Raw genomic sequence first — 23,355 nt, forward strand, 5'->3', positions numbered from 1 at the left:
TCGTACCGGCGTCGCCGGCCGGCTGCGTCGAGCCCGCGTCGACCGGATCGCTCACCGCGACAACACCGCCACGGCGGCGATGGTAGCGGCCGTCACCGGTACCGACGCGGCCAGCATCCACTGGCCGGCCGTGGCACCGCCGGTGGCCTGCCAGGCCACCGGCATCCGACCGGTGTAACCGCGGGAGATCATCGCCAGGTACACCCGCTCGCCGCGCTCGAACGCCCGCAGGAACAACGCGCCGACGCCGGCGGCGAACCCGCGTACCTGCCAGAGGAAACGCGGGTCGTCGCCCCGGGAGATCCGGGCGATTCGCATCCGTCGGGCCTCGTCGACCAGCACGTCGACGTAGCGCAGCATGAACGTGGCGATCTGGGTGACGATCGACGGGCAGCGCAGCCGGTCCAGCCCGACCAGCAGTTCGCGGCTGGTGGTGGTGGCCGCCAGCAGCAGCGACGCGAGCACCCCGAGGGTGGCCTTGGCCAGGATGTTCCAGCCGCCGTAGAGGCCCTCGACGGACAGGCTCAGACCGGCGACCGGGATCCGTTCACCGCCGGCCAGCAACGGCAACGCGAACGCGAAGGCCACGAACGGGACCTCGATCAGCGACCGCCGGGCCAGCCAGGCCGCCGGCACCCGGGCGACGACGGCGACCGCCACGACCAGCAGCAGATAGCCGCCGAAGGCCCACAGCCGCTCGCGTGGGGTGGCCACCACCACCAGGGTGAACGCCAGCATCGCGGCGATCTTCGTCTCCGGCGGGAGCCGGTGCACCGGGCTGTCCCGCTCCAGGTGCAGCAGCTGCGCGTGCCCGGCTCCCACCGCTGGTCAGCTCTGCGGTCCGCCGGCCGGCGCCTCGATGGCCGCTGCCTCGATGGCCGCTGCCTCGGCGGCCGGTGTCCCGGCTGCCGGCCGGCGGCTGCGGGTCAGCCAGAACAGCCCACCGGCGACCGCGAAGGTGAGTAGCACCCCGACCGCGCCGGCGACCGCCGTACCGACGAAACCGTTGTCCACGGCGGTCAGGCCGTAGTCGGCGAACGGGCTGTCGGCCAGCTCGTGGTCCTGCGCGCCGGAGCCCATGCAGGCCCCGCCGACGATCTCCTCGCCGTCGAGTTCGCAGCCCTGGGTCGACGCCGAGTCCAGCCCGTCGGGCGAGCCGGAGGCGAAGTTGCTTACCACGCCGGCCAGCAGCAGCGAGACGAACAGACCAGCCAGGACGAAACCGGTGTTGCGCTTCATGCGGCACCTCCGGTGGACGCGGGCTGGGCGGCGGTGGGAGCGGCCGGCGGGCTCGGCATGGCCGGGTGGCGCAGTCCGCGCAGGGCGTACACCAGGTCCGGGCGGGTCCGGGCGACGGTCAGCACGGTGACCGCGGCGATCAACCCCTCACCCACGCCGATCAGGACGTGGGTGCCGGTCATCAGGGCCAGCACCTGACCGAGGCCGAACTCCTGCAGCTGCGTGGTGCCGCCGATGGCGTACTGCAGCACGAAGCTCAACGCGGCGGCGACCACGCTGACCACCGACGCGACGAAGGCGGTGACCGCCAGCCCGGTCGGCGTGCGTGGCAGCACGCGCAGCAGGACGAAGATCAGCCCGTACGCGGCGGCGGTGCCGACCAGCGCCATGTTGGTGACGTTCGGGCCGATCGCGGTGACCCCACCATCGGCGAACAGCAGTGCCTGCACGATCAGCACGATCGACACGCAGAGCGCGCCGACCCACGGGCCGACCAGCAGCGCGGCCAGCGCGCCACCGAGCAGGTGGCCGCTGACCCCGGGCAGCACCGGGAAGTTGAGCATCTGGACGGCGAAGATGAACGCGGCGACCAGGCCGGCCATCGGGGCGAGCCGGTCGTCGAGGTCCCGGCGGCCGCGGACCAGGCAGTACCCGAAGGCCACCGCGGCAAGCACGGCGTAGCTGATCGCTACGGGGCCGTTGAGCACCCCGTTCTGGATATGGAGTGCGAGGGGGTCCACCTGGTTCCTCCCGGCTGGGCAGTCCGTTGGTCGCGTGGCCAGCCTATTTCGCTACCGCTGCTCTTGCATAGGGCATGCAACTAATCACGGTTGGCGGTCCGACCCGGCCGACGGCCTCGGAGTAGGCTCCGGCCATGACCTCAGCTGCCACCGGCGGGCCGGTCCGCCTCGCGCCGGGCGAACCCGCCCCGGAGTTCACCCTGCCGACCGACAGTGGCGACCAGTTGTCCCTCAAGGAGCTACGCGGGCGCCACGTGGTGCTGTACGCATACCCCTCGGCGATGACCCCGGGCTGCACGAAGCAGGCGTGTGATTCCGCGACTCGCTCGCCGGACTGCAGGCCGCCGGCTACGAGGTGGTCGGCATCTCTCCTGACAAACCGGAGAAACTCGCCAAGTTCCGCGAGCGCGACGGGCTCACCTTCCCGCTGGTGTCCGACCCGGACAAGACCGTGCTCACCGCGTACGGCGCCTACGGCGAGAAGCAGCTGTACGGCAGGACGGTCACCGGGGTGATCCGGTCGACCTTCGTGATCGATGCCGACGGGCGGATCACCAGGGCGCTGTACAACGTCAAGGCCACCGGCCACGTCGCCAAGCTCCGCCGCGACCTCGGCCTCGACTGACGCAACAGCCGCCGGCCCCGGCTCCGGCCGACCGGGATTCGGCTAGCCTGTCCTCGGCACGTAACCTAGGAGCGCTCGGGGCCGTAGCCCAATTGGCAGAGGCATGCGACTTAGGATCGCACCAGTGTGGGTTCAAGTCCCGCCGGCCCTACCCAGCGCCTGACACCCAGGCCCACCCGGAGTCGACACACCGCAATGATTCCCCCGCTCTCCGTACGGCTGGGCTTCGTTCTTGATCCGCCGCTCGTCGACGAGCTGCGCGAGCGGATCATCGCGCTCTGGGCGGACGCGACCAACGCCGGCGGCGCGGTCGGCTTCGTCGCCCCGGTGACCGTCGCCGACGTGCGCCCGACCGCCGATGCGGCGTTCGCCGGGGTCGCCGCCGGCGTCGACCGGCTGCTCGTCGGCCACGACGATGCCGGGCTGGCCGCGTTCGTCTTCGTCACCAGCAACCGGTTCGACCTCAAGGAGCACTGGCGGGTGCTCAAGCGGGTGGTGGTCGCACCGGACCGGCAGGGGCGCGGCTACGGGCTGGCCCTGATGGCCGAGGCGGAGCGGGTCGGCCGGTCGATGGGTCTGTCCGCGCTGCAGGTCACCATCCGCGACGGGCACGGGTTGCCGGCGTTCTACCAGCGGTGCGGCTACCGGGAGGTAGGTCGGCTGCCAAGCGCGCTGCGGGTGGCTGACGGCGACGACCGGGACGAGATCATCATGTGGCGGGAGCTGAGCGGCGCACCGGCGAACTGGCCAGCCGCAGACTGGGTCGGTCAGCCGCAAACCGACGATCGGTCAGCCGCAGACTGACGGCGGGTCGACAGGAGCTGCAGCCGGCACCGTCGACGGGCTGGCGGCCGCGTCGAGACCCGCTGCACCGGCGGTTGGCGACGGACCCGGCGAGGCCGACCCGGTGGACGTTGGACCTGGCGACGGTGGTTCGGCGGTCGACGTGGTCTGGGCCGCCGGCGGCCGGTCACCGGCGCGGTCGGCGCCGGAGCCGCCGGCGGCCGAGGACGACCCGGACGACCGGGAGCCGGAGCTGGAACCCGATCCGCTGCCGTACAGGCGCACGTCCGTCTGCTGGGTCCGCCCCGGGGCCAACTGGACCCCCGGCACGGTCGCCCGATTGCCGTACACGTCGGTGACCCGCAGGGAGTACGGGCCGGGGCCGAGCCCGTCGTCGGCGAGCCAGTAGTTGTAGTCGTGCCGAACAAGTCCGCGCCACTCCGATCCGATTCGGGCCTCGACGGTCGCGAGCGGGTTGCCGTGGTCGGTGACCCGCACCGCGAACCACCACTGCGACGCGCCCTGTTTGACCCGCACCGCGAGCGGCCCGGTCGGCGGGTCGACCACCGCCCGGTAGCTGAGGTCGACGATGCCCCGCACCGGGTCGGCGATCCGGGCGAACGCCTCCCGGGACAGGTCGAGGTGACCGACGGCGCACTCCGGGCACTGGTCCATGATGACGACGCGGACGGTGCCACGTGGACCGGTGACGTCGAGGTGCCCGCCGCACGCGGCGGCGTCGGCGTACTCGTCCGGGCCGAGCGCGACGTACATCCGGTCTGCCGGCGCACTGTCGAACGAACAGTTGCCACCCTGCCCCTGCGCGTCGTAGAAGGTGGCCTTGCCCTGATGGATGCCGCCGCCGACGGGTGGTGCCGCGCAGGCCGGGCTGGCGCCGACCTGGGCGGCCAGCAGCAGGCCGAGCAGGCCGGCCCCGGCTGCGGCCGCACCGCCGGCCAGCCAGCGGGTCCGGCCGGCATGGGAGGCGGGTCCGTCGTCGGTCACGTCCAGTGATGCTGCCGTACTGCGACGTACCCGGGCAACGGTCCTAAGTGAGACCTAAGAGTAGGGACCGGCCGCAACCACCACGTTGTCGCCGACGGTGATCCGCCCGGTGCTGTCCGGAATGATGTTCATCCCGAACAGGACACCCTTCGGCCCACGGGGATGTCGGGCGAGGATCCGCAGCGGCTGTTGGCCGCGTTCGCCGGTGTCCTGGTCGGTGGTGGTCACGACGCAGCGGGCGCAGGTCTTGGCCACCCGGAAGGTGACGTCGCCGATCCGGATCCGACGCCCCAGCCAGCCGTCCTCGGCCCAGGCCGGCGCGCCACTGATCACCACGTTGGGGCGAAACCTGTGCATCGGCAACGGCGCGGCCGGGTCGCCCGACTCGACGAGCCAGTCGTTGACCTCGTCGAGGGAGGCCGCGTTGGTCAGCAGCACCGGGTAGCCGTCGGCGAAGCTGACCGTGTCACCGGGACGGCCGTGGTCGGGGTTGACCGCCCGTACCGTCGGGTCGGCCAGCCAGGCCAGTCGGGCCGGTCGGCCGATGACCGCACTGATCCAGGCGTGTGCGGTGGCTTCGGCGAGCCGGGCCGGCACCGCGGCCTTGGCCCGGAAGACGCGGACCTGCACCGGCGGGCCGGCGACCGGCGTGCAGACATCCAGCGTGGGCGCGACCGGTGGGGGGACGTCCGGTGTCGGCCGGCCGGCGGTGTGCAGGGTGAGTCCACCGGCGACGGGCTGGGGGCGGATGTGGACCAGGGCCGGAGCCTCCCGCTGGGTGATGCCGACTCCGTCCGGGTCGATGATCATCCAGCGTCGGTCCCCGGCCAGGCCCCAGGGCTCGACCTGGGCATCGTCGTGGTCGAGGCGGCGACACCCCTTGACCGGGTACGTGTGGAGGGCGGCGACTCGCACGCCGGTCACGACGGCGGCCGGATACGGACCGGGTTGCGATGCGGCGGTAAGCGTTCCACGCGCTGGTTCTACCACAGCCACCAGTGGTGCCGACGCGGCCACCGTTGCCGACTGAATGAAATATTGCATACAGTGTCAGGGTGAATGACAGCGAGGCCGTCCCGGCCGCTTCGGCCGAACGGGTGCTCGACCTGTTCACCGGTGTCCGCCTCACCCCCACCCAACGACGGATCGCACACAGCCTGGTGCAGCACGCCGGCTCCGCCGCGTTCCTGTCCGCCGCCGAGGTCGCCGAGCTGGCCCGGGTCAGCCAGCCGTCGGTCACCCGGTTCGCGATGGCGCTCGGCTACGACGGCTACCCGGCGCTGCGCCGCCGGCTACGGGAGTTCGCCGTCAATCCGGCTGGCACCGGCCAGTCCGGCGGCCCGGCCGGCCTGCCGGCACCGCGCGGCGAGTCCCGGCGCGGCGGGCGGCGGACCTACGCCGCCGACAACGAGATGCAGCGCGCGGTCCGCGCCGAGGCCCGGCAGCTGAGCACGCTCGCCGACCAGCTGGGTGATCGGGACCGGCTCACCGCCGCCGGCACCCTGCTGGCCGGCAGCACCCCGCTGCCGGTACTGGGGCTGCGGGCCGCCGCGCCACTCGCCACCTACTTCGGGTTCTTCGCCGCCAAGGTCCGCCCGGACGTGCGGGTGCTGGCCAGCGGCGGCAGCCTGCTTCCGGAGCGCCTGGAGCAGACCCGGGAGGCCGGCGCGACCGCGTTGCTGGCCATCGTGCTGCCCCGCTACCCCCGGGAGGCCGTCGACGCGCTGGTCGAGGCGCGCGCCGTCGGCCTGGCCGTGGTGCTGATCACCGACTCCCTGCTGAGCCCGGCCGCCGAACACGCCGACCTGGTGCTGCCCGCCCCGGTCGGCGACCAGCTGGTGTTCGACCTGCACGCCGCGCCGATGGCGTTGGCGATGGTGCTGTTGCAGGCGATCTGCGACGCGGCACCGGGTGAGGCACAGCGGCGGCTGGAGCAGTTCGAGCGCTCCGCCGCCCTGCGCAACGTCTTCATCGGCTGACTACCCGGAAGGGACCGCGACATGGCTGAGCTGATCCGCGCGGCGCGCGGCGCCACCCGTACCGCCAAGGGGTGGCCGCAGGAGGCCGCGCTGCGGATGCTGATGAACAACCTCGACCCGGACGTCGCCGAACGCCCCGACGACCTGGTGGTGTACGGCGGCACCGGCCGGGCGGCCCGGGACTGGCCGTCCTACCACGCGCTGGTGGCGACGCTGACCGAGCTGGCCGACGACGAGACGATGCTGGTCCAGTCGGGCCGGCCAGTCGGCGTGCTGCGCACCCACGAGTGGGCGCCCCGGGTGCTGCTGGCCAACTCGAACCTGGTCGGCGACTGGGCGACCTGGCCGGAGTTCCGCCGGCTGGAACAGCTCGGCCTGACCATGTACGGGCAGATGACGGCCGGCTCGTGGATCTACATCGGCACCCAGGGCATCCTGCAGGGCACCTACGAGACGTTCGCGGCGGTCGCCGCCAAACTGGCGGCGGGCCGGACGGCGGAGCCGGCGGCTGACCGAAGCGAACCCGGCGGGGCCGACCCGACCGCGCCGCCGGCCTGGATCGACCGGGTCGGCGCCGCGTCGCTGGCCGGCACGCTGACCCTGACCGCCGGCTGTGGCGGGATGGGCGGCGCGCAGCCGCTCGCCGTCACCATGAACGGCGGGGTGTGCCTGATCGTCGACGTCGACCCGCAGCGACTCGCCCGCCGGGTCGCCACCGGCTACCTGGACACCGTCGTCAGCTCGCTGGCCGAGGCGGTCGCGGCGACGCAGGCGGCCCGGCGGGACCGGCGGGCGCTGTCGGTCGGCGTGGTCGGCAACGCGGCGACCGTCTTGCCGCAGCTGCTCGCCGACGGCGTCGAAATCGACATCGTCACCGACCAGACCAGCGCGCACGACCCGCTGAGCTACCTGCCGGTAGGGGTCGAGCTGGCCGACGCGGCGGCGTACGCCGGCCGGGCACCGCAGGAGTACACGCAGCGGGCCAGGGAGTCGATGGCCCGGCACGTCGCCGCGATGGTCGGCTTCGCCGACGCCGGCGCGGAGGTGTTCGACTACGGCAACTCGATCCGCGACGAGGCCCGGCTCGGTGGCTACGACCGGGCGTTCGACTTCCCCGGTTTCGTGCCGGCGTACATCCGGCCGTTGTTCTGCGCCGGCAAGGGCCCGTTCCGGTGGGCGGCGCTGTCCGGCGATCCGGCCGACATCGCCGCCACCGACCGGGCGATCCTCGACCTGTTCGGCGACAACGAGGCGCTGGCCCGCTGGATCCGGCTGGCCGGCGAACGGGTCGCGTTCCAGGGGCTGCCGGCCCGGATCTGCTGGCTCGGGTACGGCGAACGGGAACTCGCCGGGGCGCGGTTCAACGAAATGGTCGCCGCCGGGGAGCTGGCCGCCCCGGTGGTGATCGGTCGGGACCATCTGGACTGCGGGTCGGTGGCGTCGCCGTACCGGGAAACCGAGGCGATGGCCGACGGCTCGGACGCGATCGCCGACTGGCCGCTGCTCAACGCCCTGGTCAACGCGGCCAGCGGCGCGTCCTGGGTGAGCATCCACCACGGCGGCGGGGTCGGCATCGGCCGGTCGCTGCACGCCGGTCAGGTCTGCGTCGCCGACGGATCGGCGCTGGCCCGGCAGAAGATCGAACGGGTGCTGCGCAACGACCCGGCGACCGGGGTGCTGCGCCACGTCGACGCCGGATACCAGCTGGCCGGTCAGGTCGCCGCCGCGCACGACCTGCCGGTGCCGATGGGCCGCGGATGACCGGCCCGGCCCCGGTGACCACCGCTGACCCGCTGGCCGAGCGGTTCCGGGCGATGTGGGCGGAGCTGGCCGGCGTCGGGCGTGATCCGGCGACCGGCGGCTACCTGCGCTATGCCTGGTCAACGGCGGAGTTGACCTGCCGGGAGTGGTTCACCGCCGAGGCGGTCCGGCGCGGGCTTGCGGTGCAGGCCGACGGCAACGGCAACCTGTGGGCCGACTGGGTACCGTCCGGCGTGGATCCGGCCGCCCCGGCGGTGGTCACCGGTAGTCACTTCGACTCGGTGCCGCACGGCGGCGGCTACGACGGACCGCTCGGCATCGTGTCGGCGCTGCTCGCCGTCGACGAGCTGCGGGACCGTGGGTTCACCCCGGCGCGGCCGGTGACCGTCGCCGCGTTCGTCGAGGAGGAGGGGGCCCGGTTCGGCCTGGCCTGCCTCGGGTCGCGGCTGCTCACCGGCGGCGTGTCGGCGGCGCACGCGCTGGCGCTGACCGACTCCGACGGAGTGACGCTGGCCGAGGCGATGCGGGCGGGCGGCACCGACCCGGCTGGGGCCGGGCCGGACCCGCACCGGTTGGCCAGGATCGGGGTCTTTGTCGAGTTGCACGTTGAGCAGGGCCGGGCGTTGGTCGACCTCGGTGCCCCGGTCGGGGTAGCCAGCATGATCTGGCCGCACGGGCGGTGGCGGCTGGAGTTCACCGGGGCCGGCGACCACGCCGGGACCACCCGGATGGTCGACCGCCGGAACCCGATGCTGACCTGCGCGCACACCGTACTCGCCGCCGAGGCGCAGGCCCGCCTGCTGGGCGCGCACGCCACCATCGGCCGGATCTCGGTGCGGCCCAACGCCACCAACGCGGTCCCGGCCCAGGTGCACGCCTGGCTGGACGCGCGGGCCGCCGACACCACCGCACTGGCCACACTGGTCGAGGCGGTCGGGGCCGACGCGGCGGCCCGGGCACAGGCGGACGGTACGTCGGTGGCGGTGGTCCGCGAGTCGGACAGCCCGCCGGTCGCCTTCGACCCGGACCTGACCGACCGGATCGCCACGGCGGTGGGTGCGCGGCGGACCGCTGCGGTGCCGGTGCTGCCGACCGCCGCCGGGCACGACGCCGGCGTCCTGGCCGGACACGTGCCGACGGCGATGATCTTCGTGCGGAATCCGACCGGGGTGTCGCACGCCCCGGACGAGCACGCCACCGACGACGACTGCGCCGCCGGGGTGCGGGCCCTCGCCGCCGCGCTGGCCGACCTGGCCGGCGAATGAAGCGGCCGGCGGATCGGGCGGCCCGGACGAAGGTGCCGGCAACCGGGGCGGCCCGGATGAGCTGGTACGCCGAACACGCCTGGCTGGGCGGGCCGGCCCCGGCGGCCGGGGTGCTGATCGAGGCCGAGGCGGGCCGGTTCACCGCGGTCACAGCCGGGGTGGCGGCACCGCCGGGCGTGCCGAGGCTCGCCGGGGTGACCCTGCCCGGCCTGGCCGACACCCACTCGCACGCCTTCCACCGGGCGCTGCGCGGACAGATTCACGACGACCGGGGCAGCTTCTGGACCTGGCGGGAGCGGATGTACGCGGTCGCCGGGCGCCTCGACCCGGACAGCTACCTGGCGCTGGCCCGCGCGGTGTACGCCGAGGCGGCGCTCGCCGGGGTGACCTGCGTCGGCGAGTTCCACTACCTGCACCACGATCCGCAGGGCCGGCGCTACGCCGAGCCGAACGTGATGTCCGAGGCGCTCGCGCAGGCCGCCACCGACGCCGGGGTGCGGATCACCCTGCTGGACACCTGCTACCTGACCGCCGGGGTGGACGGGGCACCGCTGACCGGGGTGCAGCGCCGGTTCGGCGACGCCGACGCGGCCGACTGGGCGGACCGGTCCGCCGGGTGGCGGCCCACCGGCGACCACGTCCGGGCCGGCGCGGCGGTCCACTCGGTACGAGCGGTACCCGCCGCCGAGCTGCCGGTCGTCGCCGGGGCGGCGGCGCAGCGGGGCGTCCCGCTGCACGTACACCTGTCGGAGCAGCCGGCCGAGAACGCGGCCTGTCTGGCCCGGTACGGCCGGACCCCGACTGCGCTGCTGGCCGACGCCGGGGTGCTCGGCCCGGACACCACCGCGGTGCACGCCACCCACCTGACCGATACCGACGTGACGCTGCTGGCCGGCGCGCGGGCCGGGGTCTGCCTCTGCCCGACCACCGAGCGGGACCTGGCCGACGGGATCGGCCCGGCCGGCCCGCTGGCGGCCGCCGGGGTCACGCTCAGCGTGGGCAGTGACAGCCACGCGGTGGTCGACCTGTTCGAGGAGGCACGGGCGGTGGAGACACACGAGCGGCTGCGCACCGGCCGGCGGGGGCACTTCTCCCCCGGCGAGCTGATCTCAATGGCCGCCGAAGCCGGGCACGCCGCGCTGGGCTGGGCCGACGCCGGCCGGATCGCGGTCGGCGCCCGTGCCGACCTGGTCACCGTCCGGTGCGACAGCGTACGGACCGCCGGGGTCGACCCGGCCGGGATGATCTTCGCGGCGACCGCCGCCGATGTCACCGACGTGGTGGTCGACGGCCGACCGGTGGTCGCCGACGGCCGGCATCTGCACGTCGACGTACCGGCCGAACTGGCCGCCGCGATCCGGGCGGTGACCCGGTGACGGCGGTGAGCGGCACGCTGCCGGTGAGCGGCACGCTGCTGGTGACCGGCATCGGGGAGCTGGTCACCAACGATCCGACCCACGACGGCGGCCCGCTGGGGTTGCTGACCGACGCGGCGGTGCTGGTCGACGGCGACCGGATCGTTTGGGTGGGGCGCGGGGCGCACGCGCCGGCCGCCGACCGGCGGTCGGACGCGGGCGGCCGGGCCGGGCTGCCGGGCTTCGTGGACAGCCACGCGCATCTGGTCTTCGCCGGGGACCGGGCGGGCGAGTTCGCCGCCCGGATGGCCGGCGTCCGCTACGACGGCGGCGGCATCCGGACCACGGTGGCGGCGACCCGCGCCGCCGGCGACGACGAGCTGCGCGGCACCGTCGGGCGACTACGCCGTGAGGCGCTGCGGCAGGGCAGCACCACGATCGAGATCAAGAGCGGGTACGGGCTCAGCATCACCGATGAGGCCCGGTCGTTGCGGGTGGCGGCGGAGTTCACCGACGAGACGACGTTCCTCGGCGCCCACCTGGTGCCGGCCGAGTACGCGGACCGCCCCGACGACTACGTCGACCTGGTCACCGGCGACATGCTGGCCGCCGCGGCCCCGTACGCCCGCTGGGTGGATGTGTTCTGTGAGCGCGGCGCGTTCGACGCCGACCAGGCCCGCGCGGTGCTGGCCGCCGGGGCCGCCGCCGGGCTGGGGTTGCGGGTGCACGCCAACCAGCTGGGTCCCGGCCCTGGGGTATCGGTGGCGGTGGAGTCGGGGGCCGCCAGCGCCGACCACTGCACTCATCTGTCCGACGCGGACGTGGCGGCGCTGGCCGGGTCGGCGACGGTGGCGACGCTGCTGCCGGGCGCGGAGTTCTCCACCCGGGCGGCGTACCCGGATGCCCGCCGGCTGCTCGACGCGGGAGCGACGGTGGCGTTGGCCACCGACTGCAACCCGGGTTCGTCGTACACCACGTCGATGCCGTTCTGTGTGGCACTGGCGGTCCGGGAGATGGGGATGACGCCGGCGGAGGCGGTCTGGGCGGCGACCGCCGGTGGTGCCCGGGCGCTGCGCCGCGCCGACGTCGGCGTGCTGCGCCCGGGCGCCCGCGCCGACCTGCTCCTGCTCGACGCGCCGTCCCATCTGCACCTGGCCTACCGGCCGGGGGTGCCGCTGATCCATCAGGTCCTGCACGACGGAGTACCGACATGTCCACTGTGACGATCGAACCGGACGGGATGACCGCCGCACAGGTGCGGGCGGTGGCCCGGGACGGGGCACGGGTCGAGCTGAGCCCCGGCGCGGTCGCGGCGATGGCCCGCAGCCGGGACATCGTCGAGTCGATCGAACGCGACGGCCGCCCGGTGTACGGCGTCTCCACCGGTTTCGGCGCGCTGGCCAGCAGTTTTGTCGCGCCGGACCGGCGTTCGGAGCTGCAGCACGCGCTGATCCGCTCGCACGCGGCCGGGATCGGCGCGCCGATGCCCGACGAGGTGGTCCGGGCCATGCTGGTGCTGCGGGTGCGGTCGCTGGCGCTGGGCCGTTCCGGGGTACGGCCGCTGCTGGCGCAGGCGCTGCTGGACCTGCTCAACCATCGGATCACCCCGTGGGTGCCGGAGCACGGGTCGCTCGGTGCCTCCGGTGACCTGGCGCCGTTGGCGCACTGCGCGCTGGTGCTGATGGGTGGAGGCTGGGTACGGGACCCGGACACCGGGGACCGGGTCGACGGCGCGGCGGCGCTGCGTCGGGCCGGGCTGGCCCCGGTGGAGCTGGCCGCCAAGGAGGGTCTGGCACTGATCAACGGCACCGACGGGATGCTCGGCATGCTGCTGCTGGCGGTCGAGGACGCCGGGCACCTGTTCACCATGGCCGACGTCACCGCCGCGCTGGCGATCGAGGCGATGCTCGGCTCGGACCGGCCGTTCCAGGCCGACCTGCACACCATCCGGCCGCATCCCGGTCAGGGCGTGTCGGCGGGCAACATCCACCGGCTGTTGCAGGGCTCGGCGGTGATGGACTCGCACCGCGACGATCTGCTGCACGCGGTGCAGGACGCGTACTCGATGCGGTGCGCGCCGCAGGTGGCCGGGGCGGCCCGGGACACCCTGGCGTTCGCCGGCACCGTCGCCGGCCGGGAGCTGCGGTCGGTGGTGGACAACCCGGTGGTGCTGCCGGACGGGCGGGTCGAGTCGACCGGCAACTTCCACGGCGCGCCGCTCGGCTTCGCCGCCGACTTCCTGGCCATCGCGGCCGCCGAGGTCGGGTCGATCAGCGAACGCCGGGTGGACCGGCTGCTGGACCTGAACCGGTCCCGGGGCCTGCCGGCGTTCCTGTCCCCGGACGCCGGGGTCAACTCCGGGCTGATGATCGCCCAGTACACTGCGGCCGGCATCGTCGCGGAGAACCGCCGGCTGGCCGCACCGGCCTCGGTGGACTCGGTGCCCACCTCCGGCATGCAGGAAGACCACGTCTCGATGGGCTGGGCGGCGACCCGCAAGCTACGTACCGTGCTGGACAACCTGACCAGCCTACTCGCGGTGGAACTGCTGGCGGCGGTACGCGGCCTGCAGCTGCGCGCCCCGCTGCGGCCGTCGCCGGCTGGGCAGGCGGCGGTGAAGCTGGTCGGCGGGGTCGCCGGTCAGCCGGGGCCGGACATCTTCCTGGCCCCGGCGTTGGAGGCGACGCGCGCGGTGGTGGCCGGCACCGAGCTGCGGGCGGAGATCGAGGCCCGGATCGGCCCGCTGCGCTGACCCGATGCGTGTCGCCGTCACGCCCTGCCGGCCCGCCTTCACCGATATCCGCTCGGAGCGCCGGGAGGCACAGCGATGCCCGCTCGTCTCAGCAGGCCGCTGCGCGCCCAGGCCGTGTCATCAAATTCCTCGGCCGCGCTTGTGCAGGGTACGGAGCACCAGGTCCGGCCGTACCGCCCGGCTGGCGACGGCGAGGGCGAGGTAGGCGCGCGGCTCGCGCGGGTTGCGGGCCAGGGTGTGCCGGGCCCAGCGGATCGCCCCGCGGCGGTGCCCGGCGGCGGCCTCGGCGAAGGCGATCTGACCGGCGACCCGGGCTTCGCCGGCCGGCTCGGTGGCGAACTCCGGGTAGCGGTCCAGCAGCCACTGCAGGGCGGTGGCGATGGTGTCCCAGCGCTGCGCGAAGTAGGACCGTTTGTGCCAGCGGACCAGCACGTACGGCGTCCGCAGGTTGCGCAGCGGGGCGCTGCGGGCGGCCCGGAGCAGGAACTCGTAGTCCTCCGCGTAGCTGCCCGGGATCTCCTCGTCGACCAGCCCGAATCCGTCGACCAGCGCGGCGCGCCGGATCACGAACGTCGACGGGTGCAGCTCGGTCATCCGGTCGCGCAGCAGCGCGGCGAGCGACACGCTGTCGAGGTCGAGCACCCGGTCGTTGACGGTGCCGTCGTAACTGACCTGGATACCGCAGCTGACGAACTCGGCGTCCGGGTGGGCGAGCAGCTCGGCGACCTGGGCGGCGAGCTTGCCGGGCAGCCACCGGTCGTCGTCGTCACAGAACGCGACCAGCTCGCCGGTCGCGGCCAGGATGCCGCTGTTGCGGGCGCCGGCCAGGCCGGCGGTCCGGCCGTTGCCGATCACCCGGACCGTCCGGTGCGGATCGTCACTGGCCAGCGTGATGTCCGGAGTGGACTGATCGTAGACCACCACCACGTCGACGACGCCCGGATAGTCCTGCTCGCGGATCGCGGTGATGGCCTCGCGCAGCAGCTCGGGCCGGTCCCGGGTGGGGACCACGACGCTGACCGTCGGGGTCCGGCCGGCGGTCACCGCGACCGCCGGCTGAGCACGCGGCGCGGATGCGCCGATGAGATCAACCCTTCGATGATCTCGCCGACCCGGGCGACGGCCGCGAGTCGTGCCGCGTCGGTGCCGGCGTCGGCGGTGACGCCGAAGCTCGCCGGGGCGCGCAGCCCGTCCTCCAGCGCCTCGAACAGCGCCGTACGCGACTGGCAGAGCCGGACCAGCCCGGCGTCGGCCAGCCGGCGGGCGAACAGCATCTGATGGTCGTCGACGTGCTCGTCCAGAGTGGGATCCCGCGGTACGACGATCGGCAGGTGCCGGTGCCGACGCGCTTCGAGGATGGTCGCTGGGCCGCCGTGGCACACCACCAGGGTGGCCCGCTGCATGGCCTGCTGCAGCGCGTCGTGGTCGAGGAAGTCGACTGCCCCGGCCAGCTTCGGTGCCTGGCTGTGCCCGTACTGCACGATCAGCTCGACCCGGTCCGCGGCGGTGTGCCAGTCCTCCAGCCAGCCGATCAGCCGGTCGAACCGGTGCCGGTCGGTCCCGACGGCGACCAGGATGGTGCCGGTACGCGGCCCGACGCGCTGCCGGGGGATTCGTGCGGCGACGCTGGTCGGCCCGGTGTTCGACAACGCGGATTCCACCACGATCAACTCCTTGACCTGGCCACTTCTACTCTTGTTACGTTGACATGTCATCGTCATTCATAAATGCGCACAGTTATAGCAGGTTGCCAACGACGGTTGCCTCCGGGTACTGGCGCCGCTGCTCCTCCCACTGCACGAGCATCGCCGACAGGAAAGGGCGACACAGCCGCGCGGTGAGCGTCGCCGTGTCGATGCGGTCATAGACCTCGATGTAGATCGCCGGCACCCCGCGCAACCAGGCAAGGAACACGAAGGGAAAGGCCACTCCGGCACCGGTGGTGATTACGGCGGCGACCCGCCGCCGCCGGAAGATCCGCACCGCGAGCCGGGCGTTGCGGACCAGGTTCCGCAGGTTCCGGGTCGTCGGATGGTACGCCCACATGACATCTTCGCCACGCAACAGCGACGTGGCGTCCGGCGTGTCGAAGGTCACCCAGCACCGGGTTCGGTTGACGTACCACGGCTCGAGCGCGAGCAACTGCGCGAGGTGACCACCGCTCGAGCCGACGAGCAGGAGCGTGGGTGCACTGTCAACGTCAGGCACGTTGTTGGCCACAGATGCCCCCAGAGTTCACTAGCCGGCCAACCACTGTTTGCATTGACAATATATGCGACCACGGCCGGAAAGATAATTGGCGGGGGTCGCTTGACGCCTTCCCGTCGATCCACTTGACCTGCGACAACATCCCCGATCACCACAGCTCGCAGCTACACACCGAAACCGTACGACCACCGAGCATTCCAACAAGCAGTTACTATCCGTGCCCAAGAATGTGAAAGTATTTCTATCCGTTCGATAGGATTAGTAGGCAAGCAGACCCAGGCGCCACCGCCGGCAAGCTGGCAATCACGTGATCGACAATCCAGACGTCGGGCCCACGACAAGCGGGTCTCAATATATGAGACGATCCAGGGCGACTGTCAGTCGGCGCACCGCTGCTCGATCACGTCCAGCAGCGCCGGGTGCAGCGCCGGATTCCAACCGGCACCGCCGGCCGCCAGCCGCCAGGTCCGTAGCCACATCTCAATCAGGTAACTCTGGACGATCAGCCGCCGCCGCTCGGCGTCCACACCCAACGCTGGGGCCAGCCGGTGCAGTTGGGCGTCCACAGCAGCCGCCGCGCTCGCCGCCGGAGCCCCGTCGAGCACCAGTTTGCGCTGGAAGGCATCGTGCGCCAGGTCAAAGCCGACCGGTACGTCGGGGCCACTGTGCTCCCAGTCCCAGGCGACCAGCCGGCCGGCGTACCGGCCGAGATTCCACGGCACCCAGTCACCGTGCCAGTGACCGAACTCGACCCGCACCTGCTCGAACCGCTCGGCAAGCCGTTCCACCGCCGCTGCCAGCCGGCGTCCGGCCAGCGGATCCAGTGCACCTGCCGCCGCGGCGTCGGCGGCCGTACCGTCGGAGTCACCCGCGGCCGCGGCGGCCGACCGGCGCAGGCGGTCCAGGAACGCCGAGCCGGCCAGCGGCCGCGGCGCGGCCGGCGCACCACCCCGCCGGGCGACCGCCAGCACCGCCGCGACCTGCGGCGGCTCGCCCACCCCGACCCCTCGCACGTCGGCCGGCAGCGGCTCGACGACAGTGACCGCCTGACCGGACCACTCGCCTGCGGCCAGCAACCTCGGCACCATCGGATACTCACCCACCCCCGCTACCGGCGCCACCGCCGCCAACGCGGCTGCCTCGGCACGGACCAGTTCGCGGGTGGCGTCGTTCCATCCGATCTTGGCGTAGCCGCGCGGCCGGCCAGCCGCGTCGAACAGCTGCACCGTCGGCTTGTGGTTCGGGTCCGGCGGACGGACTCCGATCGCCGCGTACCAGCGCGCCCCGCCGGAGTGCGCCGCCAGATCGTCGACCAGGGTCAGCTGCCCGGCTGACCCCGGCCCGGCCGACACGGTCAGCACCGCCGGCCGGGTCACCTGCAGCACCCCGGTCCGGGCCGCCAGACCGAGCAACGCCCGGGGCAGCCGCACCCGCAGCGGGCGCAGCGCGTTGTACGCCCAGACCGAGGCGGCGGTCACCCGACGCGGCCCCAACGGCAACAGAAACCGGGCCCGGGCCGGCGACGGCACCACCGCGTACCGGGCCAGCAGCCGGTCGGCTGGATCCAGCGCCGGCTGCGACGCCCCGGCCGGCAGCAGCGTCAGCCGCACCCGTTCGTCCGGGAAGACCGCCCGGGTCACCCAACCAAGACCGTCGTCGCGGCGACGCGGGTCGGTGCCGGTCATCGCGGCGCCCCGGCCCAGTCCAGCCGCAACCCCAGCCGCTGCGCCAGCGCCTCGTTGTGCGGCTGGTAGTAGGCGGTCAGCTCGGCACGCAACGCGTCGTCCATCGGCGCCGACCGGCGGTCGTTGTACACCTTGAACGTCGGCAGCTCATGCCGGGGCAGGCCGAGGAAATCAAGGGTACGCAGATAGGCCGACCGGGTGTCGCGGTAGAACTCCTCGCTGGTCAGGAAGAGGAACTGGGCGCGGTCGAACCGGTCCAGCCAGGGCTCGAGATGCTCCAGGTAGCGCCCACGCGCCCGGTAGGTGTACCAGTCGTACGGCTCGGAGAAGTAGTTCGGATCGACGATCAGCCGGTCGCGCTCACCGGCGGTCCGCTCCGGCTCGCTCGCCAACGCCTGCGGGAAGTCCAGCGGCTCCTTGCCCTCGGTCCGCCGCTCCTTCCAGTGCGAGTACGCCCGCTCGACCGGATCGCGCAGCAGCACGATCAGCCGTACCTGGGGCAGCAGTTGCTGGACCCGCTCGGCGGCCGTCGGGTGGAACATGTACAGCGGAGCGGCCTCGCCGGCACGGACCGGGCCGCCGTACCGGGCGGTCAGCGCGGCGCGCTGACGCTCGGTGGGAAAGTGCGACCGGTACCACGCTTCCCCCCGCGACCAGTGCTCCTCGAAGTAGTGGGTGGCCTTGGTGTTCCAGGCCGGGAAGAGCCGCGGCACCAGCGGATGCTGGATCAGGTAGTTCCACAGCGACGTGGTGCCGCCGCGCTTCGTGCCGATGATCAGAAAGTCCGGCAGCGGGCGACGGTGACTGGTACGTACTCCATAGTGCACCATCGACTCGCGTACCCGGTCGGTCACCTGGGTCGGTACCGCCTGCTTGATGCGGTCCCTGATGGACGCCATGGCCGTCTCACCCACCTCTCTGTCTGACGCTGCGCCACACCCGGCGCCGCACACCCGGCAGCGCCGACATTACGATCACGACCGCGCCGACCAGAGCCAACGCGGTACCGAGGCCGGCCGCGTCCCGGCCGGCCGCAGCGACCGCAACCACGCTGACCGCCCCGACACCGGCCAACGTCGCCGCCGCCGCCACCGACACCGGGCGGTCCACCAGTGGTTGCCCGACCACCAGCCGGGCGGCGGTCGCCGCGATCAGGTTCTCCAGCACGATCCCGGTGGCCCAGGCCACCGCCATGCCGAGCACCCCGTGCCGGGGCACCAGCCAGAACGCCAACGACACCGTCGCCGTCAGATTCACCAGCGTGGCCACCAGGTGCAGGCCGCTGTGACCACTCATCAGCAGCAACGTCTGCACGTTTCCGACCGCGACGTTCACCAGCATCGCGACCGCCAGCACCGTCATCGCCGTAGCGCCGGCGGCGAACTCCGGCCCGAAGATGCTCAGGAAACCCGGTGCGAAGACCGCCAGCAGCAGATAGACCGGCCAGGAGAGCACGATCGCCCAGCTGGTGGTCTGCCGGTGCACCGCCGCCGCCTCGGCCGGCCGGTCCGCGCCGAGCAGCCGGGACAGCTGCGGCGCGACCGCGACCCGCAGCCCCTGCAGGGCGAGCTGCCCGGCCAGGATGTACCGACCGACCGCGCCGAAAATGCCCGCCTCGGCCTGCCCGGCCAGCACCACCGCCAGCAGCACCCCGATCCACATGCCGCCCGCGTCGATGGCGGCCGAGCCGGCCCTCGGCAGCGCGAACCGCCAGAAGCCACGCCAGTCCGCCGACCCGGCCCGCAGTCGGGCGCCACGCCCCAGACCGAGCGGTCCGGCGACCAGGCCGGCGCAGACCAGCAGGGCGGCCAGCGCCGGCACCAGCCAGCCGGCCAACCCGAGCAGCACTGCGCCGCTGGCCAGCGCGGCGAGGCCGACCAGCACCGGCCGGCCGATCGGCAGCAGGAAGAACTGCACCGCCACGTAGCCGCCGATCGGTCGGACCCCGCGTACGGCCGCGAGCATCAGGCCGGTGGCGACCAGCACCGGCAACCCGACCGCGCAGAGCTGAACCAGGCGTACGGTCTCCGTGCTCGCTCGGTCGAACAGGCCGTCCGCGAGCTGTGGGGCGACCAGCAGCCCGACGACGGCCACCACGATGGCGAACACCAGCGGCGGCAGCAACGCCACCGGCAGCATCCGGGCGGCGTCCCCGGTGGCGCCGGTACGGCGCCGGGGCAACGCCCAGAGCAGTCCTGTCTCGGCCCCCAGGGTGCAGACCGCAGTGGCCACGGTGAGCAGTCCGACGGCGGCGAAGAACGCGCCCGCGCCGGTTGGCCCGTAGCCGCGGGTGATGACCACCGCCAGGACGAAGCCGAACAGCCCGCTGACCGCCGCGCCGGCCAGTCCGATGACACCGCTGCGGGCGCTACGCCGGGTCTCCCGCTGATCGGTGGCGGCGGTCACCGTGCAGCCCCGGCCAGAGGCTGCGGGGTTGGACGCTGACTGGGCGGGCGACCCGGACGTTCCCGGTCGACGAGCACCAACGCCACCCCGGCGACGTAGAAGATCGCAGTCAGGTTCTGGTTGACCAGGCCGTAGAAGGGCAGTTGGACCAGGCCGATCAGTGGCACGACGGAGAGCCACTGCGCGGCCGCCGTCCGAACCGGCCAGCAGCGGAGCCCGACGATGACGAACCAGCCGATGAAGCAGACCAACGCCGGAATACCGTGGCTGAACAGCACCGCCCACAGTTGGCCCTGGGTGCCGATCGGCGCGTCGGCGGTGACCGTGTCGACCTGCACCGGCGCACCGAAACCGAGCAGCGGCGACCGCTGGACCCAGCGCAGCACCTCCAGGTAGAGCGACAGCCGGTCGGTGTTGGTGTCGCTGACACTCACCCGGCGCTCGATCAGCTCGCCGATCGGGATGAACAGGGTGACCAGCCCGCCGACGGCCAGCATCCCGAGCATGGACGCCAACGCCTTGACGTTGCCCCGGGCCGCGGCCCGCAGGCCGAGCACGGCCAGCCCGACGCCGAGGCTGAGGAACATGCCCCGGTTGAGGGTCAGGAACGCCGGCGGCAGCGACAACGGCAGGGCGACCAGCAGGACCGCCCGGGCCGGCCCCCGGGCACCGAGCAGCAGGCAGGCCACCACCGCCGGCAGGGTGATGGCGAACGTGCTGCCGAACGTGTTGGTGTAGGCGAACGGGGCCGCCGGCCGGAAGATCGGATTGGTCGAGCGGGCGCTGTATTCGGTCGCCTGGGCGTGCACCATGTCCCGAATGAACGGGTTGCCGGACAACCCACCCGGTAGCACCAGTTCGAACGGGGTGACCATGCCGAACCGGGGCATCAGCAGGCCGAGCCAGCCGAGCAACACCAGGGCGACGAAGAACGCGCACAGCGGGCCGAGCACCACCGTCAACGCGTCCCGCTCCCGCGCCATCGTGTACACGTAGCAGCAGACGACGATCGCGGTAACGTAGAACAACAACCGGAAGGTGAAGGTGAGCAGCGCGCCGACGTCGGCCAGTTGGGTGGCGCTGACCACCACGAGAGCCAGGAAGGCCAGCCAGAGTCCGGCGCCGGCGGGCAACGGGATCCGCCCCCGGACGAACATGACGATCAGCAGCAGCGCGCCGAGCACCGGCCAGCCGAAGTAGAACAGCCCGCTGAGCCACCAGACCGGCACCAGGCCGAACATCAGCCACAGCGGCCAGATCGGCAGCGCCGGGGGGTGCCGGGCCTGGTCAACCACGGCCGCTGCCGGTGAGCACGAAGCCGAGCGGCTCGGCCCCGGCGGCGCGCAACCGGTCGGTCAACCGACGCAGGTCGGCCAGCCGGGTACGGTCCCGCTCGACCACGACGATCGCGGTGCCGGTCCGCGCCTCCCGCACGCCACGCTCGTCCGACTCGGCCGGTGGGGCGTTGAACAACACGATCTCCCCGTCGCGCGGTGCCTGGGCGTACAGGCCGATCCGGACCATGCCGGCCCCGACGGTGAGCGCGTCCGCCGGCAGCGTACGGACCGGGATGGTGGCTACCACCGGGCCACCGTCACCGGCCGCCGACCGGTCCCCGGTCGACGGCCGGGACTGCCCGGTGCCGGCGGTCGGCCGCGGCGACGGTCGCCGTGCGGGACCCGCCGGGGCGTCCGCCGTGTCGGTCACCCGGGGCAGGATCACCGTACGGTCCTGGTCGGCGTTGGGCAGGGAGAAGATCAAGGTGCTCTCCGGGTCGCCGCTGTCGCCGGGGCGCTGCGCCGTACCCCCCGGCTGGGCCGGGGCCGTACCACCCGGCTGGGCCGGCACGAACGGCCCGGACGGCACCCGGCGCCGATCGGCGAGCAGCGCGTCGCGCAGCGCGGTCACCCGGTGGCTGTCGTCGCCGATGTAGACGTCCTGCCCGTCGGCGGCGAGTGCGACGGCGAGGCTCGCGGTCATCGGGGTGGTGTCCTCCCGGTTCCGCGACGAGATCACCACCACCGGAGTACGGACCGCCTGGCGGAGCTGTTCGGCTATGGCCATGCCGACGTACCGGACGTCGGCATCGACGGTACGCGCGTCAACCCGCAACCCGCGGCGGCGTACGGTGCCCAGCAGTGGCAGCCCGGCGACCTCGCTGGCCTCCGCCTCGCTGCGGATCCGCCGGTCCACCGACTCCCGCAGGTAGGTCAGCAGCACCCCGAGCACCGCGCCGACCAGCAGACCGGCCACCAGGTACAGGATCCCGGGCGGACCGTCGGTGGACAGCTGCTGCTGGGCACTTTGGGTGATCCAGCCGGGCGTGACGTCGATCGCGGCGATCTCGGTACGGGCCGCGTTGAGCTCGGTCAGCTGATTGCTCAGCGAGCCGAACTCGGCCAGCGCGGCGTCGGCCGCCGGGGTGCTGTTCGCGTTGGCGAGCCGACTCTGCGCCGCGTCCTGCTGCTCCGCGACCTTGACAATGCTCTCGTCGTAGGAGGCCAGCATGTCGGTCCGCTGCTGCTCGTACATCTCCTGGCGGACCTGCAGGTAGGTGGCGGCCGCCAGGTTCACGGTGTCGACTGCGTCGTCGACCGTGCCGGTCGAGTAGGTGAACCGTAGAATCTGGCCGCCGGTGGGGACCTCGATCTCCAGCGCCCGGCGGACCTCCACGACGTCGGAAGACCGGGCCTCGGCGATCCGGGAGAGTACCTCGGTGCTGGCCGCGATGCCACTCTCGACGTTCATGTTGACCGAACGGTCGGCACCGGCCCCGGGATAGGTGAAGGCGTCGGTGACCACCGGCCGGACCGCGACGACCGCGGTGGCCGAGGCCGCGGGTGGGGCCACCACCAGGTAGCCGATCGCCAACAGCAGGCCGGTCGCGGCACCCGCGACGACCGTCATCCACCGCAGACTCGGAATCCGCAGCAGGTCGGTGAGGGTCACGGTCCGGGCTGGCTGGTCACTCATCGAACTTCTTCACAATCTGCTGCGGATTGCCGATCACGACGACCCGGTCAGGTACGTCGACGCGAACCACCGTGCCGGCACCGACGACGCTGTCGTGGCCGATCCGGACGCCCTTCATCACCAGGACGTGCGCCCCGATCCAGACGTTGTCCCCGACGACAATCGGTGCCCGGGTCGCCGGGCCGGGCGGTACGTGCCGCAGCTGCGGCGGGAGATTGTGGAAGTCGTTGTCCATCAGCTCGCAGTCGGACAGCAGACAGCGGTCGCCGACCTCAACGCTGGTCCAACTACCGATCCAGGTGGCATTGAGCAGGCAGTCGGCACCGACGGTGACCTCACCCGTGCCGGCGAAGCGGACCAGCTTGTTGAGCCGGGTCCGGTCGCCGATCGTCACCCGTACCCCTCTGCGCAGCCGGACCCGGCCCCGGATCTCGACGTCCCGGCCGAGCCGCAGCCGGGGATAGCGCAGCTGGTAGTAGGTCCGTTTGACGGCGAACAACACCCGCAGCAACGCGCCGTGCCGACGTGTGCTCGACCCCACCGGTCCGCCTCCCCTGTGCAACGATGCCTCACCATACA

Annotated in this window: 21 protein-coding genes, 1 tRNA gene and 1 pseudogene; 9 read left to right on the forward strand and 14 right to left on the reverse strand. The window is 72.9% G+C overall.

Going from position 1 to position 23,355, the window contains the following annotated elements:
- Positions 1 to 51: 51 nt before the first annotated feature.
- The 3 genes from cbiQ to ACFHW1_RS17050 are packed head-to-tail and all read right to left on the reverse strand — an operon-like array spanning position 52 to position 1,979.
- Entirely contained in the window at positions 52 to 822 is a 771-nt protein-coding gene (cbiQ, locus tag ACFHW1_RS17040) for a cobalt ECF transporter T component CbiQ (RefSeq protein WP_416554650.1), read from the reverse strand.
- 6 nt (positions 823 to 828) lie between these two features.
- On the reverse strand, positions 829 to 1,239 hold the full coding sequence (locus tag ACFHW1_RS17045) for a PDGLE domain-containing protein (RefSeq protein ID WP_416554652.1): 411 nt from the start codon (positions 1,237 to 1,239) through the stop codon (positions 829 to 831).
- Positions 1,236 to 1,979, reverse strand: coding sequence for an energy-coupling factor ABC transporter permease (locus ACFHW1_RS17050; RefSeq protein ID WP_416554654.1), 744 nt, complete (start codon positions 1,977 to 1,979; stop codon positions 1,236 to 1,238). The genes ACFHW1_RS17045 and ACFHW1_RS17050 overlap by 4 nt, the downstream gene beginning before the upstream one ends.
- A gap of 134 nt (positions 1,980 to 2,113) precedes the next feature.
- Here ACFHW1_RS17050 and bcp point away from each other — a divergent pair.
- The 3 genes and pseudogenes from bcp (at position 2,114) to ACFHW1_RS17065 (ending at position 3,408) form a co-directional block, all read left to right on the forward strand.
- Positions 2,114 to 2,604: pseudogene (gene bcp, locus ACFHW1_RS17055) on the forward strand (thioredoxin-dependent thiol peroxidase).
- A gap of 77 nt (positions 2,605 to 2,681) precedes the next feature.
- Positions 2,682 to 2,755, forward strand: a tRNA-Leu gene (locus ACFHW1_RS17060).
- A 44-nt stretch (positions 2,756 to 2,799) separates the two neighbouring features.
- Positions 2,800 to 3,408 (forward strand): GNAT family N-acetyltransferase, encoded by a 609-nt coding sequence (locus tag ACFHW1_RS17065; protein ID WP_416554658.1) that lies wholly within the window; start codon positions 2,800 to 2,802, stop codon positions 3,406 to 3,408.
- Here ACFHW1_RS17065 and ACFHW1_RS17070 read toward each other — a convergent pair.
- On the reverse strand, positions 3,394 to 4,392 hold the full coding sequence (locus tag ACFHW1_RS17070) for an expansin EXLX1 family cellulose-binding protein (protein WP_416554660.1): 999 nt from the start codon (positions 4,390 to 4,392) through the stop codon (positions 3,394 to 3,396). The two genes, ACFHW1_RS17065 and ACFHW1_RS17070, sit on opposite strands and share 15 nt — an antisense overlap.
- A 54-nt stretch (positions 4,393 to 4,446) precedes the next feature.
- The gene (locus ACFHW1_RS17075) at positions 4,447 to 5,307 is read right to left on the reverse strand and encodes an MOSC domain-containing protein (RefSeq protein WP_416554782.1); all 861 of its coding nucleotides are present in this window, start codon (positions 5,305 to 5,307) and stop codon (positions 4,447 to 4,449) included.
- 140 nt (positions 5,308 to 5,447) lie between these two features.
- On the opposite strand from ACFHW1_RS17075, the gene ACFHW1_RS17080 reads away from it, so the two are divergent.
- The 6 genes from ACFHW1_RS17080 to hutH are packed head-to-tail and all read left to right on the forward strand — an operon-like array spanning position 5,448 to position 13,504.
- Positions 5,448 to 6,371, forward strand: coding sequence for a MurR/RpiR family transcriptional regulator (locus ACFHW1_RS17080; RefSeq protein WP_416554662.1), 924 nt, complete (start codon positions 5,448 to 5,450; stop codon positions 6,369 to 6,371).
- A 21-nt stretch (positions 6,372 to 6,392) separates the two neighbouring features.
- Positions 6,393 to 8,132: a urocanate hydratase gene (locus tag ACFHW1_RS17085; protein WP_416554664.1), complete on the forward strand. Its 1,740-nt coding sequence runs from the start codon at positions 6,393 to 6,395 to the stop codon at positions 8,130 to 8,132.
- A complete protein-coding gene (locus tag ACFHW1_RS17090) occupies positions 8,129 to 9,397 on the forward strand; it encodes an allantoate amidohydrolase (RefSeq protein WP_416568319.1) in 1,269 nt (422 codons plus the stop codon). Before ACFHW1_RS17085 ends, ACFHW1_RS17090 begins: the two co-directional genes overlap by 4 nt.
- A 56-nt stretch (positions 9,398 to 9,453) precedes the next feature.
- A complete protein-coding gene (locus tag ACFHW1_RS17095; RefSeq protein WP_416554784.1) occupies positions 9,454 to 10,773 on the forward strand; it encodes a formimidoylglutamate deiminase in 1,320 nt (439 codons plus the stop codon).
- Positions 10,774 to 10,796: 23 nt separating this feature from the next.
- Positions 10,797 to 11,975, forward strand: coding sequence for an imidazolonepropionase (hutI, locus tag ACFHW1_RS17100; RefSeq protein ID WP_416554787.1), 1,179 nt, complete (start codon positions 10,797 to 10,799; stop codon positions 11,973 to 11,975).
- Positions 11,963 to 13,504 carry a histidine ammonia-lyase gene (hutH, locus tag ACFHW1_RS17105; protein WP_416554668.1) on the forward strand — a complete coding sequence of 514 codons (1,542 nt, stop codon included), beginning with the start codon at positions 11,963 to 11,965 and terminating at the stop codon, positions 13,502 to 13,504. The genes hutI and hutH overlap by 13 nt, the downstream gene beginning before the upstream one ends.
- Before the next feature lie 120 nt (positions 13,505 to 13,624).
- Here the strand turns inward: hutH and ACFHW1_RS17110 are convergent, their stop codons facing one another.
- From ACFHW1_RS17110 to ACFHW1_RS17150, 9 genes are all read right to left on the reverse strand, one after another.
- Entirely contained in the window at positions 13,625 to 14,548 is a 924-nt protein-coding gene (locus ACFHW1_RS17110; protein ID WP_416554670.1) for a glycosyltransferase family 2 protein, read from the reverse strand.
- Positions 14,545 to 15,153, reverse strand: a complete 609-nt coding sequence (locus ACFHW1_RS17115) for a glycosyltransferase (RefSeq protein WP_416554789.1) — start codon at positions 15,151 to 15,153, stop codon at positions 14,545 to 14,547. The genes ACFHW1_RS17110 and ACFHW1_RS17115 overlap by 4 nt, the downstream gene beginning before the upstream one ends.
- A gap of 88 nt (positions 15,154 to 15,241) precedes the next feature.
- Positions 15,242 to 15,712, reverse strand: a complete 471-nt coding sequence (locus ACFHW1_RS17120; RefSeq protein ID WP_416615712.1) for a UDP-N-acetylglucosamine--LPS N-acetylglucosamine transferase — start codon at positions 15,710 to 15,712, stop codon at positions 15,242 to 15,244.
- 377 nt (positions 15,713 to 16,089) lie between these two features.
- Positions 16,090 to 17,397 carry a hypothetical protein gene (locus tag ACFHW1_RS17125; protein ID WP_416554674.1) on the reverse strand — a complete coding sequence of 436 codons (1,308 nt, stop codon included), beginning with the start codon at positions 17,395 to 17,397 and terminating at the stop codon, positions 16,090 to 16,092.
- On the reverse strand, positions 17,394 to 18,296 hold the full coding sequence (locus tag ACFHW1_RS17130; protein WP_416554676.1) for a sulfotransferase domain-containing protein: 903 nt from the start codon (positions 18,294 to 18,296) through the stop codon (positions 17,394 to 17,396). Before ACFHW1_RS17130 ends, ACFHW1_RS17125 begins: the two co-directional genes overlap by 4 nt.
- Positions 18,297 to 18,303: 7 nt before the next feature.
- Positions 18,304 to 19,803 (reverse strand): lipopolysaccharide biosynthesis protein, encoded by a 1,500-nt coding sequence (locus tag ACFHW1_RS17135; protein WP_416554678.1) that lies wholly within the window; start codon positions 19,801 to 19,803, stop codon positions 18,304 to 18,306.
- Positions 19,800 to 21,044, reverse strand: a complete 1,245-nt coding sequence (locus tag ACFHW1_RS17140) for an O-antigen ligase family protein (protein ID WP_416554791.1) — start codon at positions 21,042 to 21,044, stop codon at positions 19,800 to 19,802. The genes ACFHW1_RS17135 and ACFHW1_RS17140 overlap by 4 nt, the downstream gene beginning before the upstream one ends.
- Positions 21,045 to 21,090: 46 nt before the next feature.
- Positions 21,091 to 22,776, reverse strand: coding sequence for a lipopolysaccharide biosynthesis protein (locus ACFHW1_RS17145; protein WP_416615713.1), 1,686 nt, complete (start codon positions 22,774 to 22,776; stop codon positions 21,091 to 21,093).
- Positions 22,769 to 23,317, reverse strand: a complete 549-nt coding sequence (locus ACFHW1_RS17150; protein WP_416590944.1) for an acyltransferase — start codon at positions 23,315 to 23,317, stop codon at positions 22,769 to 22,771. The genes ACFHW1_RS17145 and ACFHW1_RS17150 overlap by 8 nt, the downstream gene beginning before the upstream one ends.
- Positions 23,318 to 23,355 lie beyond the last annotated feature (38 nt).

The sequence above is a fragment of the Micromonospora sp. LOL_014 genome (assembly GCF_048060245.1).
Classification (GTDB): Bacteria; Actinomycetota; Actinomycetes; order Mycobacteriales; family Micromonosporaceae; genus Micromonospora_E.

What these genes read in the sequence shown, in the direction of transcription:
- ACFHW1_RS17125 (WP_416554674.1), bottom strand. Translation starts at nt 17,397, where the DNA reads ATGACCGGCACCGACCCGCGTCGCCGCGACGACGGTCTTGGTTGGGTG.
- hutH (WP_416554668.1), top strand. Translation starts at nt 11,963, where the DNA reads ATGTCCACTGTGACGATCGAACCGGACGGGATGACCGCCGCACAGGTG.
- ACFHW1_RS17090 (WP_416568319.1), top strand. Translation starts at nt 8,129, where the DNA reads ATGACCGGCCCGGCCCCGGTGACCACCGCTGACCCGCTGGCCGAGCGG.
- ACFHW1_RS17145 (WP_416615713.1), bottom strand. Translation starts at nt 22,776, where the DNA reads ATGAGTGACCAGCCAGCCCGGACCGTGACCCTCACCGACCTGCTGCGG.
- ACFHW1_RS17045 (WP_416554652.1), bottom strand. Translation starts at nt 1,239, where the DNA reads ATGAAGCGCAACACCGGTTTCGTCCTGGCTGGTCTGTTCGTCTCGCTG.
- ACFHW1_RS17095 (WP_416554784.1), top strand. Translation starts at nt 9,454, where the DNA reads ATGAGCTGGTACGCCGAACACGCCTGGCTGGGCGGGCCGGCCCCGGCG.
- ACFHW1_RS17140 (WP_416554791.1), bottom strand. Translation starts at nt 21,044, where the DNA reads ATGTTCGGCCTGGTGCCGGTCTGGTGGCTCAGCGGGCTGTTCTACTTC.
- ACFHW1_RS17130 (WP_416554676.1), bottom strand. Translation starts at nt 18,296, where the DNA reads ATGGCGTCCATCAGGGACCGCATCAAGCAGGCGGTACCGACCCAGGTG.
- ACFHW1_RS17065 (WP_416554658.1), top strand. Translation starts at nt 2,800, where the DNA reads ATGATTCCCCCGCTCTCCGTACGGCTGGGCTTCGTTCTTGATCCGCCG.
- ACFHW1_RS17085 (WP_416554664.1), top strand. Translation starts at nt 6,393, where the DNA reads ATGGCTGAGCTGATCCGCGCGGCGCGCGGCGCCACCCGTACCGCCAAG.